Annotated in this window: 15 protein-coding genes; 13 read left to right on the forward strand and 2 right to left on the reverse strand. The window is 42.2% G+C overall.

Annotation, left to right across the window (positions count from 1 at the left end):
• Positions 1 to 49 precede the first annotated feature (49 nt).
• The 4 genes from NST85_RS10200 (at position 50) to NST85_RS10215 (ending at position 7,163) form a co-directional block, all read left to right on the forward strand.
• Entirely contained in the window at positions 50 to 1,420 is a 1,371-nt protein-coding gene (locus NST85_RS10200; protein ID WP_341189217.1) for a sugar phosphate nucleotidyltransferase, read from the forward strand.
• A gap of 31 nt (positions 1,421 to 1,451) precedes the next feature.
• The gene (locus NST85_RS10205; protein WP_341189218.1) at positions 1,452 to 2,786 is read left to right on the forward strand and encodes a UDP-glucose dehydrogenase family protein; all 1,335 of its coding nucleotides are present in this window, start codon (positions 1,452 to 1,454) and stop codon (positions 2,784 to 2,786) included.
• Positions 2,787 to 2,858: 72 nt separating this feature from the next.
• Complete coding sequence (locus NST85_RS10210) at positions 2,859 to 6,092, forward strand: hypothetical protein (RefSeq protein WP_341189219.1); 3,234 nt, start codon at positions 2,859 to 2,861, stop codon at positions 6,090 to 6,092.
• Positions 6,093 to 6,212: 120 nt separating this feature from the next.
• Positions 6,213 to 7,163, forward strand: a complete 951-nt coding sequence (locus tag NST85_RS10215) for a hypothetical protein (protein WP_341189220.1) — start codon at positions 6,213 to 6,215, stop codon at positions 7,161 to 7,163.
• A gap of 1 nt (position 7,164) precedes the next feature.
• On the opposite strand, the gene NST85_RS10220 is transcribed toward NST85_RS10215, so the two are convergent.
• Both NST85_RS10220 and NST85_RS10225 read right to left on the reverse strand, forming a co-directional pair.
• On the reverse strand, positions 7,165 to 7,521 hold the full coding sequence (locus NST85_RS10220; protein ID WP_127194720.1) for a helix-turn-helix domain-containing protein: 357 nt from the start codon (positions 7,519 to 7,521) through the stop codon (positions 7,165 to 7,167).
• A gap of 192 nt (positions 7,522 to 7,713) precedes the next feature.
• Complete coding sequence (locus NST85_RS10225) at positions 7,714 to 8,550, reverse strand: patatin-like phospholipase family protein (protein ID WP_341189221.1); 837 nt, start codon at positions 8,548 to 8,550, stop codon at positions 7,714 to 7,716.
• 255 nt (positions 8,551 to 8,805) lie between these two features.
• On the opposite strand from NST85_RS10225, the gene htpG reads away from it, so the two are divergent.
• The 9 genes from htpG (at position 8,806) to racE (ending at position 18,293) form a co-directional block, all read left to right on the forward strand.
• Positions 8,806 to 10,686: a molecular chaperone HtpG gene (gene htpG / locus NST85_RS10230; protein ID WP_341189222.1), complete on the forward strand. Its 1,881-nt coding sequence runs from the start codon at positions 8,806 to 8,808 to the stop codon at positions 10,684 to 10,686.
• A 508-nt stretch (positions 10,687 to 11,194) separates the two neighbouring features.
• On the forward strand, positions 11,195 to 12,070 hold the full coding sequence (locus NST85_RS10235) for a dihydrodipicolinate synthase family protein (protein WP_341189223.1): 876 nt from the start codon (positions 11,195 to 11,197) through the stop codon (positions 12,068 to 12,070).
• Positions 12,071 to 12,198: 128 nt separating this feature from the next.
• Positions 12,199 to 13,074: an AraC family transcriptional regulator gene (locus NST85_RS10240; protein WP_341189224.1), complete on the forward strand. Its 876-nt coding sequence runs from the start codon at positions 12,199 to 12,201 to the stop codon at positions 13,072 to 13,074.
• 91 nt (positions 13,075 to 13,165) lie between these two features.
• Positions 13,166 to 14,158 carry an N-acetylglucosamine kinase gene (locus NST85_RS10245; RefSeq protein WP_127194716.1) on the forward strand — a complete coding sequence of 331 codons (993 nt, stop codon included), beginning with the start codon at positions 13,166 to 13,168 and terminating at the stop codon, positions 14,156 to 14,158.
• Positions 14,155 to 15,462: a 6-phospho-beta-glucosidase gene (locus NST85_RS10250; RefSeq protein WP_127194715.1), complete on the forward strand. Its 1,308-nt coding sequence runs from the start codon at positions 14,155 to 14,157 to the stop codon at positions 15,460 to 15,462. The genes NST85_RS10245 and NST85_RS10250 overlap by 4 nt, the downstream gene beginning before the upstream one ends.
• Positions 15,463 to 15,974: 512 nt before the next feature.
• Positions 15,975 to 16,262 carry a Dabb family protein gene (locus tag NST85_RS10255; protein WP_127195093.1) on the forward strand — a complete coding sequence of 96 codons (288 nt, stop codon included), beginning with the start codon at positions 15,975 to 15,977 and terminating at the stop codon, positions 16,260 to 16,262.
• Between the two features lie 26 nt (positions 16,263 to 16,288).
• Positions 16,289 to 16,717, forward strand: a complete 429-nt coding sequence (locus tag NST85_RS10260; protein WP_307393450.1) for a DUF86 domain-containing protein — start codon at positions 16,289 to 16,291, stop codon at positions 16,715 to 16,717.
• Between the two features lie 125 nt (positions 16,718 to 16,842).
• Positions 16,843 to 17,289 carry a YtxH domain-containing protein gene (locus NST85_RS10265; RefSeq protein WP_341189225.1) on the forward strand — a complete coding sequence of 149 codons (447 nt, stop codon included), beginning with the start codon at positions 16,843 to 16,845 and terminating at the stop codon, positions 17,287 to 17,289.
• 185 nt (positions 17,290 to 17,474) lie between these two features.
• Entirely contained in the window at positions 17,475 to 18,293 is an 819-nt protein-coding gene (racE, locus tag NST85_RS10270) for a glutamate racemase (protein WP_211350325.1), read from the forward strand.
• Positions 18,294 to 18,380: the final 87 nt, after the last annotated feature.

Genomic DNA, 18,380 nt, shown 5'->3' on the forward strand with positions numbered 1-18,380 from the left:
TGCTTACGAAGTAAGTTTTGTTTCACAAAACTTTTGAGGAGAGGATATCATGAAAATTGTACTTTTGTCGGGAGGATCAGGCAAACGTCTGTGGCCGCTCTCAAATGAATCGCGCTCCAAACAGTTTTTGAAGGTGCTGGAAAATGAAAAGGGTGAGCGGGAATCAATGGTGCAGAGGGTTTGGAGGCAAATTGATAACGCAGGCCTTCGCGAACATGCTTACATTGGGACAAGCAAAGCGCAGGTTGAAATGATTCATAGCCAACTGGGAAGCGAGATTGAAGTTATCGTAGAGCCTGAGAGAAGGGATACTTTCCCGGCTATAGCACTGGCAGCTACCTATTTATATTCGGTGCAAGACGTAAGCCTGAATGAGACCATCGTTGTCATGCCAGTAGATCCATACGTGGATGAAGCATTCTTCCACAAAACGAGGGAGCTTGAATTGGTTCTTAACGAATCGGGTGCAGATTTGGCACTCATGGGAGTGAAGCCAACGTATCCATCGGAGAAATATGGATATATTGTTCCGAGTCGCGGTACTAAGGGGAATGAGCCTTTTGTAACCGTTCATAGTTTTAAAGAGAAACCCCGCGAGGAAGAAGCGGTAGCCATGATAAGTCAGGCTGCGCTTTGGAACTGCGGTGTTTTTGCTTTTAAGCTGAATTTTTTGATTGATATTTTGATTGCAAATGATTTTCCCATCCAGTTCGATGAGATGTCGAAGCAATACGGCAGATTGCCAAAGAACAGTTTTGATTACGAGGTTGTGGAGAAGGCGAGTCATATTGTTGCGCTTCCCTTTGATGGTGATTGGAAGGATCTCGGAACGTGGAATACGTTGACCGAGCAAATCGAAACCTCGCTGATTGGAAAAGGAATCATGAGTGGAGATTGTCACAATACGCATGTAATCAATGAACTTGATATCCCGATTACATTGCTTAATTTACCAAACGTAATCGTGGCAGCTAGTCCAGATGGCATTCTAGTATCGGACAAGGCATCAAGCCCGATGATCAAAGAGGTTATGAAATATTCAGATCAGCGACCGATGTACGAGGAACGGCGATGGGGCCGTTACCGGGTTCTCGATTATTTAAAATATCCAAACGGTAACGAGGTTCTAACCAAGCGAATCTGTGTTACACCGGGACAGAACTTAAGCTATCAATATCATCTGCTAAGGGATGAAGTATGGACAGTCGTTGCTGGTGACGGAGAGATGGTGTTAAACGGCAGACATTTTCCAGTGAAATCTGGAGATGTCTTAGTCATTTCGAGAGATAGCAGACATAGCCTTCGGGCTATGACGGAAATGGACATTATCGAAGTGCAGACCGGGAGTGAACTAATAGAAGAGGATATCGTGAGGCTTGCTTTTGATTGGAACGAGATTATGCAACTGTGCACGGTTTAAAGAGCGGATTTCAAAAAAGGAGTGATTGAGAGTGAACATTGCGGTGATCGGAACGGGATATGTCGGACTTGTATCGGGTGTTTGTTATGCGGAGTTAGGCAATCATGTGATCTGCGTAGATAATGATCCTCGCAAGATTGACATGTTAAATGACGGTGAAATTCCTATTTATGAGCCGGGATTGAAGGAATTGGCTGCGACTAATCGTGAAGAGGGTAGACTTGCGTTTACTGCTGATTTATCCAGTGCGGTAATCCATTCAGACATTATTATACTAGCCGTTGGAACACCTCCGTTGCCCAACGGTGAGGCAAATCTGGACTATATCAATCAAGCGGCAATTGAAGTCGCAGAAGCAATGAATAGCTATAAGATCATTACCGTGAAAAGCACAGTACCCGTTGGAACAAACGAGCGACTAGCACAATTAATACGTTTACACACCAATAAGCCCTTCGATAGCATTTCACTACCTGAATTTTTGCGAGAAGGTTCGGCGATTCAGGATACGCTGAAACCCGATAGAATTATCATCGGAGCGGAATGCCAACGTGCGGCAGCCATCATGGTAGAGCTTCATAAACCTCTTACAGAGAATATTGTCGTAACAGATATCCGTAGTGCGGAAATGATTAAATACGCATCCAATGCGTTTTTGGCAACGAAGATTTCGTTCATTAATGAAATAGCTAACATTTGTGAAAAGGTTGGAGCGGACGTTACCCAGGTGGCAGATGGTATGGGCTATGACAAAAGAATAGGTCCGTCCTTTTTGAAAGCTGGAATTGGTTATGGTGGGTCTTGTTTTCCAAAGGATACGAGTGCACTTATTCAAATTGCTGGAAATGTAGATTACGAATTTAAACTGCTTCGCTCGGTTGTGGAAGTGAATCAGGATCAACGATTCAATGTTATACGGAAGCTTAAGACTGTTTTTGATGGCGAACTGCAAGGAAAGGTTGTTGCAATATGGGGGTTGGCATTCAAACCGAATACAGATGACGTTCGCGATTCGCCAGCCTTAGAAATCATTCAGTATTTGGTTGATCACGGGGTCATTGTAAAAGCGTATGATCCGGTTGCCCTGCATAGTTTTCAATCCCTATTCGGAAAAGGTGATGTTATTTGGTGCAATGAAGCACTGGAAACGGCGCAAGATGCTGACGCCCTTTGTTTATTGACGGAATGGGAAGAGTTTGCATCAGTTGATCTCTTAGAACTGCAAAAGGTATTGAAACAACCCATTCTAATTGATGGACGTAATGTGTTTAAAGAAGAGGATTTAATTGACACTGATTTTATTTATTATTCGGTTGGTCGTCCTAACCTAAATCAAGGAGTCAAACAAAAAGTACCTGTCCTATAAGCGGTAGCCTAATAAGTTTTCTTTTGAACACGAACTAAATGTATTTCAAATTTATGACCTGAGGTGAACGAGATGAAGGTTTTTAGAAAAAAGGTAATCGTATCCACACTTGTACTCTCCTTGTTTGCAGCTTCAGTTGGATCATTACCACTAAGCCAACAAGGCTTGATTTCGAAGCTCAATTTGACACAAACGGCGAACGCTGCTGAATTCGAACAATCGCGTACTCCTTTCTTTGATCGATTAAACGAATTATACGCGGCTCTTGCAAGTGATCCGGGAGGGTTACAGGATGTTTTTAATCTACGTGATGAAATAAGTGCGTACAGTTTGACCCCCGAAGATTATAACGTGATTTCTCCGCTCTGGGCTAAAGTCAGCGCACGTCTTCCTGAATCTGTTGATCGGGCGGAGCTAAAGGAGAATTTAATACGTCTCATCAAGACGGCGAGTTCACTTCAAACCGTATCGGATTTGGAAAATTTACGAACAGATCCTGAATTTATCAGTGCGCTGAAGGCTGTCGCATCAGCCAGTGGGCATGAAGATATTGGTGTAGATGATTTTCTCGTGTTTCTGTTGGGTGACGGGGGAAGCCTCAAGGGATTGGAAGGAACGGTAAGTAGCTTATTGGAGAACATGCAGTTAGTCCAATTAATTGGTTTAATTGGGAATAGCCAAGCTACTACGGAGGTATTGTTACAAGCAACAGATAAGGTTCTTAGTGATCCAGATGCATATAAGTTCAGTTTGATTATGAATGAGTTGGATATTTCTCCTGCTGATGTCAGGATGCTAGTGAATTATTTTCAAGGTCGGCTCCAGAATAGTGATCGAGCTATTAATGCGTTGACCATGGCTTATGTTCGCGCATCGGTTAAGGACTCAGTACTGATAAGTGAGGATGGTCGTAAACACATCTATAGTTTGCAGGCACTTGGAGTAGATATACCCTCCTTCGTGCTGAAATGGAGCAAAATATCTGGAGACGAAAGTGTTACAGTGGCATCAAACGGAGTTATTACTATTCCCGAGGGTATAGAAAGTGGTACGGCTGTTGTTCAAGCGCAGCTAATAAATCCGTATGGAGGAAAGGGCATCGTCATTTTTGAGAAGGCAGTGACATTGGGTGATGCCACTACTCCTGGGGAAGAAACCGTGTTTCCGGCGGAGCAATTCCTAGAGCGGATGAATAAGCTGCATGCAGCGCTTGCAGCAGGAGATCAGGCGGATATTCAAGATGTCCAGAATTTACGAGATGAAATCGCAGGGTTAGATCCAATATTGGATCAGGCATTAATCGATCCGATTTGGGCGAAAGTTGAACCAAGACTACCTGCGAACGTAAACCCAGATGCATTAAAAGCAAGTTTGTTCCAAATATTTACCGCTGTAGGCTCATTTCAATACGATCCAAATGCATCGGAACTCGAGGCAATTCGGACAAATCCTGAATTCCGTGCTACGTTGAAGGCAATTGCGGCAGCAGGCGGAGATGCTAATATCGTAATGGATGATTTCCTACTATTTATGTTCGGCGATGGCGATTCTCACAAAGGGATCGAAGGAACTGTTCGAGATTTACTTGCGAGCATGAGTTCTTCTGAGTTAATAGGTTTGCTTGGAAATAACCAAGCCATAACCGCAATCGTCCTACAAGCAACCAATCAATTGCTTAGTGAAACAGAAGCTTATAAGTTTAGTTCAATTCTAGCGAAACTAGATATTACGTCACTAGAGCTAAGCTCCACAGTATTGAAATACCAAGCTAGATTGCAAAATATAGAGCCAGCTACTCATGCGATGACAATTGCTTATATGCGTTCAGAATCGTCGGAGGTTGTAAACGAAAGTGAGGATGGTCGTCAGCACATTTACAGCCTGAAGGTGCTGGGGGTGGATATTCCTGCTATAGCACTTCAATGGTCAAAAGTTTCCGGAAGTGATGATGTAAATGTATTGCCAAATGGTACTGTTACAATCCCAAGAAGGGTTGCAAGTGCATCGGCCGTTATTCAAGCGGAGCTCATTAATCCTTACGGCGGAGCAGGGAAGGTAATTTTCGAACGTGATGTTACACTAACGGCTGCTGCTGAAGAAGGAAATGTATTCCCAGTGGAGTTATTCCTAGAGGAAATGAATACGCTGCGTAACGCACTTATTGAAGGTGGTACTTCTGATGTCAAAGATGTTAAGAAGCTTCGAGATGAGCTTATCGGACTTAATTTCAACAAGGACCAGAAATTAATTGATCCGATTTGGAAACCTATCGCGGCCAAGCTTCCGGCTTCCGTTGATAAGAATCAACTGAAGATGGGGTTGTTTAATATTATCAAAGCAGTTGGGTCTGTTCCATATGATGTGGAGGCTAGTCAACTCGAGAGCATTTTGTCTAATTCAGAATTTCAAGCAACACTGGATACGATAACGGATGCGGGTGGGGGTTCTAATCTTAAGATAGATGATTTCCTGATCTTGCTCTTTGGTGATGGTGGTAGCAACAAAGGAGTCCAAGGAAGAGTACATGACACCATAGCGAATATGAGCTCCAAAGAGTTAGCTAAGGTATTAAGTAATAAAAATGGGTTGGAGACGGTGAAGTCAAACGCCTTGGCAGCAGTGCTAGCTGATAAGGATAATTATGTGTTAAGTGAGGTGCTATATAATCTTGGTGCTAAACCAGTTGATGTAGCTTCCGTGGTACAGAAATTTAAGAACAAACTCAAATATGATGAGCAGGCTATTAAAGCTTTGAGTGCAGCATATATCCGTACCGAGACGGAATCGAGTGTGAAGATTACGGATAATGGACGTCAGCATCAATATACTTTGAAGGTTCTAGGCGTAGAAATTCCATCCTCTAGCGTGAAATGGAAGAAAGATTCCGGAAGTAAGGATGTTAAGGTGGATTCGAACGGCAAAGTATCCATTTCGAAAAAGGTACAGCAAGGAACCGCTGTTATTCAAGCTTCGCTGGTTAACTACTTAGGGGGAAGTTCGAAGGTAATCTTTGAGCAAGAGATTACGCTTATTAATGGAGTGGTAGACCCTGAAGCGATGATTAATAATATCATCAAGTCACTTAAAGTTGAGCTTGCCGATATCAAAGTGAGACTTCAAGCTGCAACGAATGACTCAGAAAGAGTACAGTTGATTCTTGATGTTGTTCAAGCTGGAAATGATAGTTATGATCAGATTAATGAAATCGATGTATCGAAGTCAATCAAGAATAAAGCGATTAAGGATGTGAAGAATCAAGTTACTCAGATGACAAACTTAATTCTCAAGGATTTAATGAAGTTTTAAATGCATAGCCAGCTCTCTTAGCTCTTTGGAGTTAGAAGGGCTGGCTTATTTCTTGTCCTTATAGTGCGCTTAATCTGGACATTAGAGAGAAAAATATTTGGAAGGTGGTTTCGATATCACATGGGAAAACAACGTATCCGAAAGAGAAGGCGTCGTCGATTCTATAAACCGAATGTTGCGGTTAGTCTCTTGACGTGTATCACAATAATTTTGCTTTTTGTATGGGGAGGATTGTATTGGAAGGAGTCTTCAAATAAGAATCAATTGGTGAATGCCAGTGCACAGGATCAGGGCCAGCAAATCTCACAAGGGGAAGAAGGGCTGCCGCTTCTAGCTGATAATAATTCGTATGAAGAGACAGGTGACGCGTTACAAACAATAGAAGAGGCAGCTGATTTGGGGGGTGAAAATGCTGATGTCGCTGACGACTCTGATGGCTCTGTATCTGTAGTCAAAGAAGAAGCATCATCTCAAACTCAGGAAAAGGAAACAACTGTCCCTAAGATAGGGAAAATAAACGACTCGGATACGCTAGATACGAGGAAACCAGATACATCATCTAGTTCAATGAAGCCGGAAACAAATAGTTCGTCCAAACCAAACGAGTCAGGTTCAACCAAGTCAGAAACCTTAGTCTCGGTGAAACCTAACGAACAGGACCAAAGTCCAACAGAGTCAAACTCCTCGGCACCTTTAGAGACGGGTTCATCAAGTACTACTCAAACGTCTCCCGTAGTATCCAAAGTCGAAAAATACGAAGAAGAATTTACAAATGTTCAAGGGAAGTGTACGAAGGATACGAAGGTGGTTCTAAGTAAAGCGGAAAGTAATGCTCAGCAGATGGATAAGCAAGATCCCCGTGTTGTACTAGCTTGGAGAGATAATTTGGACACGGAGCTTGCAACTGCAAAATCCACCTGTGAAGGTACTTTTCAAGAGCTTATTCAAACCGCAGAAAATGATCAGGTATCTCTTAGTGTTGTTGAGCAATGGAAGCAAACTTATAATGATCTAAGGGTGAAACTTCAGGAGGAGTCAGAAGCGAAGTTGAAGGAAATAATGGGTGGGTAAATCATTCGTCCTTTGGAAAGTTTCGGTCACGGAGCACTCGTTCAAGTAAAATACGAATTAATTCTACATCGTCTTTTTCCAAAGGAACCCCGTCCCAGTGGAGCTGTTCGTAATTTAGATATTCTTTTGCATTATGATTAAGTTCAGCTGATGGCTCAGGATAATCAGTGAGCCCGAGAAGGTAATCCGCAGAAGTATGTAGTTTTCGAGATATCGTTTGAATGGATTCCAATGTGGGCTCACGGTATCCAGATTCATACCCAGCATAAGTGCTCTTTGCAACCCCAACGTAATCAGCCACTTCCTGCATGGTTAATTTCCTCTGTTTACGCAACTGCTTCAGTCGCTTTGCAAACATCCTCAGGCTCCCCTTTCAAATCCCACTATTATTTTTCCTTAAGTGAGATACGGTTGTATTCACTCCTAGTAAATGCAACCATAATTATAGCATGTTCACTAATGGTGTGCACAAAGCCAGATAGACAAATATTTTCATTTTTTCAAATTATAGCGTCATAGAGTTGGTAGATTGAGATTATTCGTGTATCTATCAAACAAATAACTTGCGAATTTCGTTCATATTGTTCATGGCTAAGTCGTACCCATGCTGATAGGAGTCGCGCAGTTTGTTAATATCCTTCTCAAAGCTCTCAAGAGGTTGCTCAGGACGAAGGATGATGGCTTTACCTTCTTGCTCAAGCTGTTCACAAAATTTCACCGTTTCATTATATCGCTCGTGACGAGTTAACAAGATTTCTTCAAGCAGAGGATATTTACGTTTAAATAGCTTCCCGATCAGGGCATTTTTTTTGCTGAATTGCTTGGTGTAACCCTTTGGTTGGGTCAAGATGATGAGATGCTTGTCGTTACCGTCTTCAATAGATTTGCGAATAGGAATCGGGTCGCATAATCCCCCGTCATAATATTCAGACCCTTTCATTTCAATCACAGGGAAGAATACGGGAAGTGCGCAGGTGGCACGGAGCATATTCCAATGCTCCTCTGTTTCCATTCCATCCATATATTCAGGTAATCCGGTTCGTGCATTGGTCACACCAACTAGAAGGCGTCCATCGTAGCTACGAAATGCATCCATATCAAATGGAATGAGTTTATCGGGGATCTCTTTGAACACAAACTCCAAACCAAATAAGCTCCGGCAACGCACAAAATTTTGGTATCCTATGTAACGATTATCATGACGGTATTTCTCTAATATCTCTAAATTTCTACGCTTTTGTTTGGAAATATAGGAAAATCCGTTGCTGATTCCTGCAGATACACCAATACAATAGGGGAACATCAAATCCTGCTCTAGCAGTGCATCCATTACACCAGCACTGAATATGGGACGCAGGGTTCCACCCTCTAAAATTAAGCTCGGCATGTAAATTCTCCCCTCAGGTTTACTTGTGCTACGTTCTGTAGTTCATCTTATTATAGATAAACAATCCTATGTAATAGTCTAACGATATAGATCCTTATATTCAACCTCGTGGTGGATCCAGTGTACCCAGGTTGACTTTGAAATTGAGTAGTGTTATAAAAAATATAGGTTGGCACTCGGAGGACAAGAGTGCTAATCTGGAATAGATAAACAGGATTAGATGGCATAAATAAACTTTTGTAGGGAGAGATCCAATTGGAAAAAAGACAGTTTCAAGCTGAATCCAAACGATTATTAGAAATGATGATCAATTCCATTTATACACAAAAAGAGATATTTCTTAGAGAGCTGATTTCAAATGCCAGTGATGCTATCGACAAGATCTATTATAGAGCTTTAACCGATGAGAATCTGGCTTTTGACAGTGATGGATACTATATTAAGGTAAGTGCTGATAAAGAAAACAGAACTTTGACCATTCGTGATACCGGTATTGGTATGACCCAAGAAGAATTAGAGAATAACCTTGGAGTTATTGCTAAGAGCGGATCTTTGGCTTTCAAGAAGGAGAATGAATCGAAAGACGGTCATGATATTATCGGTCAATTTGGTGTAGGATTCTACTCGGCATTTATGGTAGCAGATGTTGTTACAGTGACGAGTAAAGCGTTGGGCAGCGATGTCGCATACAAGTGGGAATCCACAGGTACAGATGGCTATACGATTGAACCATGCGAAAAGGATTCGGTGGGTACAGAAATTGTACTGAAGATTAAAGAGAACACCGAAGATGAATCTTATGATGAGTATTTGGACGAGTACCGATTGAAGTCCATTATTAAGAAATACTCTGATTTCATCAGATACCCGATTAAAATGGACATTACCGGACAGCGTTTGAAGGAAGGTAGTGAAAGTGAATACGAAGAGTATCAGGAAGAACAGCATGTCAATAGTATGATCCCGATTTGGAGAAAGAATAGAAACGAACTCACGACTGAGGATTATGAGAAATTCTATGCTGAGAAACATTACGGTTATGACAAACCGCTCAAACATATCCACATTAACGCCGATGGAGCGGTAGTATACCAAGCCATCTTATATATTCCAGAAAGCATTCCGTTCGATTACTATTCCAAGGAATTTGAAAAGGGATTGGAATTGTACTCAAGTGGCGTACTCATCATGGATAAATGTTCTGACTTGCTCCCTGATTACTTTAGTTTTGTAAAAGGGATGGTCGATTCGGAAAGTTTATCACTGAATATTTCGCGTGAAATGTTGCAGCATGATCGACAGTTGAAGATGATCGCCAAGAACATTTCGAGCAAAATTAAGAGTCAATTGCAAAGTATGTTAAAGGATGAGAGAGAAAAGTACGAGCAGTTCTACAAATCCTTTGGCCGACAATTGAAATACGGAATTTATAGCGATTATGGAAGCCATCGTGAAGAATTGCAGGATTTATTGATGTTCAACTCCTCGAAGGAGAAGAAGTTGGTCACGTTAGCTGAATATGTATCTAGAATGCCGGAAGATCAGAAATACATTTATTATGCTACAGGGGAATCGATGGAGCGTATTGATAAGCTTCCACAGACTGAACTTGTAACCGAAAAGGGTTATGAAATTCTGTACTTCACTGATGATATTGATGAGTTCGCAATTAAAATGATTATGAATTACAAAGATAAAGAGTTTAAATCCGTATCAAGTGGCGATTTGGGAATTGAAGCGGACGAGAGCGCTGATAAATCGGAGTCCGAAGAGAACGAAACGAAAGAGCTTTTCGATTATATGAAAACTCTATTGGCTGATAAAGTCACTAATGTAAAAGCATCCAAACGCTTAAAGAGTCATCCGGTATGCCTCTCAACTGAAGGTGAAGTAACGATCGAGATGGAGAAAATATTAAATGCTATGCCGAACAGCCAAGATGTGAAGGCTAGTAAGGTATTAGAGATCAATGTAAATCATGCTGTGTTCCAATCCTTAAAAGATTCGTTCGAGAAGGATAAGGAAAAGCTGGGTCTGTATACAGCTCTTCTATATAATCAAGCCCTTCTGATTGAAGGATTGCCACTTCAGGATCCGGTTGAGTTTACTAATGATATTTGCAAAATCATGGTGTAATTAGGCTCAACAGGCCGCTGCGAGGACGGATTATCCTTACGATCGCTGTTGCCTCCGAATTTTATTGAATATATTGCTTAGAGCAGTATAAATTCGGAGGCAAAGGCGACCGCTCCGCTTCTTCAGGACAATTCCGTCCTCTCCGCTATGATCTGCAGATCTAATTAGCTGAGGAATAGAAGATCACCGCATTTTGACTCACTAGTCAAATGCGGTGATTTTTTTGTTACAATAAAAAGGGTTCAAATTAGAAATCTGTGGTTGATTGTACGAGCGAACAGAGCGAAGGGTCGGAGGGATTCTGAAGAAACGGTAGTGTTCGCCTTTAAAGCACTATTTCGACCAATAATCCTTTTATAATCAAGAAATAGGGCTTTAACAGCGATCGCAAGAACCCTCCGAACCCGTAGCGACTCAATTTAGCGAAGTCAACCACTGATTTTGGTTTTGAGCTATGAAAAGGGATACATAATTTGATATTCTAACTAATATGGAAAGGAAGTGCGGAATGATATATAATCCATTTTTATCTTATAGCATTGCAATGGTTACGCCGTTTAACGAAGATGGTGACTTGGACAAGGGAAGTATTCAAGAGCTGGTTGATTACTATGTGAGCAAACAGGCTCCAGCCTTGTTGATAAGTGGTTCAACGGGGGAACAGCACTCCATGACGATCCAGGAAAGAGCGGAATTATATCACGAAACGAAACGGCATGCTCAGGGTAATTTGCTCTTATACGGGGGAGTTGCCGCCACAGTGACTAAAGATGCGGTTATTCTGGCGCGTGAAGCGGAGCATGCAAAGCTTGATGCGATTATGCTGGGCTTTCCTCCTTATGTACGACCTACCCAAGCTGAGGTCTATAACTATGTTAAAGCGGTATGTGAGGCTACAACATTACCTATTATGCTATATAATAATCCGCCCCGTAATGGCTTTGATTTAGAAGTAGATACGTTATTGAAGTTAACTCATGAATTCCCGCAAATCGTTGCATTGAAAGAAGCTGGAAACCCAGATCATGTGAAGTCTACGAAAGAGCAGCTGGGGGAGGGCTTTAAAGTTCTTTCCGGATTCGATGCTTCGATTATTGATTATTATGAAAAAGGTTATGAAGGTATCACGAGCATCATGGGGAACATTATGTTGGAGGAAATGAGACATATCATAAAGTTGCTTGATGATCAGAACAGGGATCAGGCGACTATCGAACTTAAGAAAATAAGTGAAAAAATCAATCTAATATTCCAAATCGGAGCGATCAAGACGATCAAATTTATTTTAACACGCCAAGGAATTAACGCTGGATATTGCAGAGAACCGCTCGGTAAGTTGACCCTAGATGAGCAGGAACAGGTAATTAGGACCTTCTGGCCTTGATCAGATTGCACAAGTAGGCTGGTAAGGGTAGAATACGATCGCTCGATATGGTTCAATAAAGGAGTGAAAAATACAACGGGTGAGTCGATTTTAGGTCGTCTCAGGCATATTCAAGGGGAGGTCTTTTGATGAAATCATCATTTCCTTCATCCATACAACGTGATCATATTGAACTTCCTGCTTTGTTTCCGATGTCTGTGTCGATGACAGAGGGAGTATCTCCCTCATTTCAGCGATTGCATTGGCACCGAGCGCTGGAGATTAATTGGATCACGAGGGGAAGCGGAATTTATATTATAAACGGCAGAGAATATCCTTTTGAGCAGGGAGATTTATTTTTAATTGATTCCGATGATTTGCACCGGGCATATGAAGGTAAAGACTTAGAAATGGTCATAGTCATGTTTGAACCTTCTCTGCTTGTATCCGAGCAAAGATATGATCATGAAATCCTACTCCCATTCAGAGGAACAGGTCCACAATTCTCTAATCAGATCTCTCACCAGCATTCTCGAAGTAGCGCGTTGGTTCAGTATATTGCGGATATGCGTAAGGAATACGAGGCTACTCAGCGTGGCTATAGTTCAGCACTTCATGGTTTGTTATTGCTGTTCCTCACAGAGATTAACCGTTATTTCCTACATGAAGAAGGGGAAAAGTCACGAGCCAATACCAAGCATTTGGAGCAGATACGAAATGTGATCGGGGTCATGGAGGCGGAACTGTCATATCCATGGACGTTAAAGGAGTTGGCCGACCGGATCCATTTGAGTCCGTCTCGGTTTAGTGCTCTATTTAGTCAGATTGTGGGTACTTCCCCAATGAATTATTTAGTTCAACTTAGGTTGGAATACGCGGTTGAGCTACTTACGCAAGGTGAACAGAGTATTCTTAACATTGCCGAATCCAGTGGTTTCCGTAATTTATCTAATTTTAATCGTTTATTCCTACAACATGTGGGAGTATCTCCAACGGGTCTGTTGCGGAAAATTCGCGGGAATTAAAAATTAGTAAGATAGTATCAGAAGAGAGGACTATTGCAGAAGAAAGCAAGGTCTTTTTTTTGTATTCTTAAGTAGAAGGAGTGATGCGTAAGTGAATCTTTTTCTTGGAGTAGATGCAGGAGGCAGTAAGACTTATAGTTTGCTAGTAAATGAAAAGGGTGAGGCACTTGGCCGCGGAGCTAGTGGCAATGGAAATCACCAAATTGATCCGCTACAGGCGGAGAAGAATATAGCATCAGCCTGTAAACAAGCACTTGATGAGGCAGGTGTTTCGCCTGAAGATTTAACTTATACGTATTTTGGGCTAGCAGGGGCAGATCGTGAGCCGGATTATAAAGTGCTGCGACCTATGATAGCCAAACTAGGGTTCCCCAGATATTCTATTGCATGCGATACAATGATCGCCATGCGTGCTGGAACAAAAAGCCCATTTGGAGCTGTCGTCATAAGCGGTACCGGTTTTAACGCAGCAGCACGTAATCGGGCTGGGGAAGAACTATTATATGGTGGATTCGGATTTTTATTTGGAGATGGACAAGGCTCTGGAAGAGATATGGCCAATTTTGCCTTCCGTTCGGCTATTCGAGCTTGGGACGGGCGCGGAGCGAAAACCGTACTGAGTGAAATCGTGCCAAAGGCAGCTGGATTCGAAAGTGTACCACAGATGCTAGATGCCGCATTGGACGACAATTATCGTCCTCCGCTTGATCTCGCCAAGTTGATATTTGAGGCGGCGGATATGGGCGATGAAGTCGCTATTGATATTCTTACCGAGCAAGGTTCCGAACATGGTAACGCTGTAGCGGCGCTGATTAAGAGACTCGGTATGCAAGATGATGATTTTGAGGTAGTTCTGGGCGGAAGTATACTCGCCAAAAGTCAGAACACGACAATGGTTGACGCACTTGAGGAAACAGTAAAACGTACGGCCCCTAAAGTGAAGGTAACGCGGATTACAATGGAACCGGTAGCTGGAGCGGTATTAAGTGCAATGGATTGTGCTAATTATGAGGCGAGTCCTGATGTCATGAACAATTTAAGAGAAATTTCATTTTCTGAATTGAAAGGGGATATCGAACAATGAGTGAAAAAAAAGCAATTAAAGTGACGGTTATTGGTGGAGGCTCATCTTACACACCTGAATTGGTAGAAGGACTAATAAAAGGTTATCAGGACATGCCAATTTCCGAGCTATGGCTGGTCGACATCGAAGAAGGAAAACATAAACTAGAGATCGTCGGAAATCTAGCGAAGCGTATGGTTCGTAAATCTGGATTGCCAATGGAAGTTCATCTTACATTGGATCGCCGCACTGCAATCAAGGGAGCGGATTTTGTAACAACACAAATGCGTGTAGGTCTACTAGAAGCACGGAAACTGGATGAGCATATTCCGATTTCCCATGGTGTCATTGGACAAGAGACAACAGGTCCAGGGGGCATGTTCAAGGCTTTAAGAACAATTCCGGTCATTTTGGATATTTGCCGTGATATCGAGGAACTAGCGCCAGATGCTTGGATGCTTAACTTTACGAATCCAGCAGGGATGATTACTGAAGCGGTAACCAAATATTCCCGTGTCAAAACCGTTGGACTTTGTAATTCACCAGTTAATTTTAAGAAGTTTTTGGCTGAAGCTTATGGTGTTGATGAGAAACAAGTTTTACCAGAATTTGTCGGTATCAATCACTTGCACTGGGTAACGTCGGCTTTGGTTGATGGACAGGAAAAACTACCAGAACTGTTGGGTGGTAAAGCAGAGTATTCGGCTAAAAACGTCCCTACACTTGGTTGGGAACCTGGATTTCTAGAATCATTAGGCGCTGTACCTACTTATTACCTCAGATACTTCTATATGATGACAGAGATGTTCGAAGAGATGAAGAAATCGTTAGAAGAAGATGGAACTCGGGCTGATATCGTAAGCCGGGTTGAAAAAGAACTATTCGAACTGTACAAAGACGAAACCCTTGAGGACAAACCGAAACAATTGGAACAACGTGGTGGAGCTTATTATTCTGAGGCCGCGGTAAACTTGATGCAGTCGTTATATCTTGGACGTAATGATATCCAGACGCTGAATGTTCCTAACGGAGGAGTGTTTGACTTCTTACCTGCGGATGCTAGCATCGAGGTAAACTGTGTTGTGACTGCATTGGGACCTATTCCTTTAGTTCCTCAGCATATTCCTGCACATATTATAGGTCTATTACAAGCTGTTAAAACTTACGAAAGCACTGCTATCGACGCAGCGGTAAGTGGCGATCGGGGATTAGCACTTCAGGCATTAGCACATCATCCGCTCATCCCATCTGTTTCCACAGCGAAAGTAATCTTAGACGAAATGCTGGAAGCACACAAGAAATATCTTCCTAACTTTTTCTCATAAAATGGCTTGTTAATCTAAAGATAGAATGTTCGATAATGGGGCCCTGGTAGGGGCCTTTTTTTTCCTTTAAGAATGCTGCTTTTTTCGCGGAGCTGTATTGGATACTGTGCTAGATGATGCACTAAATGCGGTACTCACAACTCACGACCACCAACTTCCGTTGACGGACACTGAGTACGCTAATTGCTCATAAATAACCCAATATCGTACTTTGGCGGACACTGGTTCCGCTATTAACCGAAATTTCCGATAAATCAGGATATTAATAACGAATAACGGATCGTATGTCCGCGAGTACTCCTAAATGGGTGCTTTTGGATGAAATAAGGTACCTCATGTCCGCTCAGCTATTTGTTCCTATTTTTCCCAAGGTTACTATTCGCTCATCTTGTTAAAAGTTTAAAATAGGGGTTAAGCTTCCACCCTGCTAGCCAATATGATATATTTTGATAGATACTATATTATGTCATTGTAATTGTATTACTAATGATGCAAAGGAGTGGTCGCTGGCAATGATTAAACATATCGTATTTTTCAAATTAAAGGATGCTTCTCTGGAAAATGTTGAGACAACAGCTACAGTATTACGTGGTTTAGATGGTAAAGTTGAACAGTTACGTAGTCTAGAGATTGGGGTCGATGTGATCAAATCTCCACGTTCTTACGACATCGCTTTGGTCGCAACTTTTGATTCACTTGAAGATTTAGAAGGATATCAGGTTCATCCAGAGCATAAGAAAGTAATTGAGTATATGAATCAGGTGCGCGAAAGCTCTGTCGCTGTCGATTATGAATTTTAATGTTCTAGGATAGAGGAGGAAGCCCTGTGTACTATGTGAATCGTGAACAAATAGAGCGCAGGCTGAATATGCTGCCCGAACTTGTACAAGTCCTGAGAGCTACTAATTCCCTGAACGAGAAGACCTTGATAGAACATTATGCCGAGGGGCGTGCCCTTCATTTGGCGATCGAGGTTGTCACGGATGTGGGGAGTTACTTAATCGATGGGTTTATCATGCGGGATGCCAGTAGCTACGAAGATATCGTTGACATCATATACGGTGAAGGAGTCATTGATGACGACTTACATTTAGTATTGATTGAATTGGTACGCTTACGTAAACCATTGGTACAGGATTACATCGATTGGAATGGGCAAGGGACGAGAGAATTAATTAACCGTCTACCGGAATGCTTGGAGGTTTGTGCTAAGCGGGTTCGGGACTACCTAGACAACGAAGGAATCAAAGTCTGACAGGCCTTCAAAATTTATAGTTTAGTTATTGTGTCGGGACAATCTATAGTTGCTTATAATGAATTAATTATATAGGCATTAGCCCTGGTTGTTACTTGGCATTGCCGAATAGGGAGAGATGGGACATGAGCAAAGAAAACAAAGGAAATAAAGGTTGGGTATGGGGCGCTGCAATCGGTGCGGTTGTGGGCTCGGTAACAGCATTACTGTTCGCTCCAAAACCAGGCCGCGAGATTCGTAAGGATATAGCTGAAGGTGCTCGTCAAGTTGGCGAAAAAACAGCAGAAGTGGCTGAGAAAGTCAGCGAACAAAGTGTTCAATTAGCAGGAAAAGTCAAGGATACTACAGAAGGCTTGATTCAAGACTTTCAAAGCTGGCGTGCTGCTAAAGAAGATGATGATAAAGAGAAGATAGTAATTGTATCCTCCTTCTCTGATGAGAACGTGGCTGAGGAAGATGTTGAAACGGCTGTGATCGGAATTTCTACGGAAGAAGAAGTAGTTGCCGAGGTTGAAGAAGAAGATGTAGCTGCTGAATCTAGTTCCGATCCCGAAGTAGAGAGCAAGGCTTAATTTGGAATAAAAAAGAAGAGCGGAAAAGACCCGGTGAATCGGGTCTTTTTTGTCGGTGCGGGGATATAGGCAAAGGACTTGTTTCTTGTGCCATCCTATGAATTGAGTTAAGATTTAGGTACGCTTTATGCTGTACAGACATAAAGTAACGGAGAGATTTCTAAACTAATAATAAAGGAAGCGGTATGTTCGTGCAGCAAGCCATCGCAATATTAGACTCAGGAGTAGGGGGCCTTACTGTCGCAAAGGAAGTCATGAGACAGCTTCCCCGAGAGAAGATTATTTATTTTGGAGATTCGGCCCGTGCTCCTTACGGACCTCGTTCTCCGCAAGAAGTGGCCTTATTTACCGAGCAAATCGTAGACTATCTAATTCAGTTTAATCCTAAAATGATTGTTATTGCCTGCAACACGGCAACGGCGTTTGCACTGAATTATATTAAAGAGAAGGTAACAATTCCCGTGATTGGTGTTATTCATCCCGGTGCTCGTGCTGCGATCAGTGCGACCAAGACAGGGAAGGTAGGGGTAATTGGAACAATCGGAACAGTTCAAAGTGGCGCTTATTCTGCGGCGTTGAAGGAATTGAACCCGGCTATTGATATTTATAGTGAAGCGTGTCCTGCATTTGTCCCGCTTGTAGAACAAGATTTGTTTGAGACACCAGAGGCTTTGGTGGTGGTTCAAGACTCCCTCAGAGAGATGAAGCAGCAGCCAATTGATTGTCTTATTTTGGGTTGTACGCATTATCCTTTTCTAAAGAATAGAATCAAAGAGGTAATGGGGCCGAAAGTCAAACTGATCAGTTCTGCCGACGAAACGGCTAGGGAGATCAGCACCGTCCTGTATCAAAAAGGGAAACTAGCACGGGGTAATGATATTCCCATCCACCAGTTCTTTTGTAGTGGTGATGCCGAAATGTTTCGGAAGATCGCTTGTCAGTGGTTAGGAGAACAGATTGAATTAACGCCGATCGTATGGCAGACCCCTGTTCTTCATGATTAACATAACAAACCACCTTTGGACGGAGGTCTTCCGCCAAAGGTTTTTTTATAAAGAAATAGATTCTTTTCTTACCCTTTTCAGGGTATC

The sequence above is a fragment of the Paenibacillus sp. FSL K6-2524 genome, from assembly GCF_038005525.1.
Lineage (GTDB): Bacteria > Bacillota > Bacilli > Paenibacillales > Paenibacillaceae > Fontibacillus > Fontibacillus anaericanus.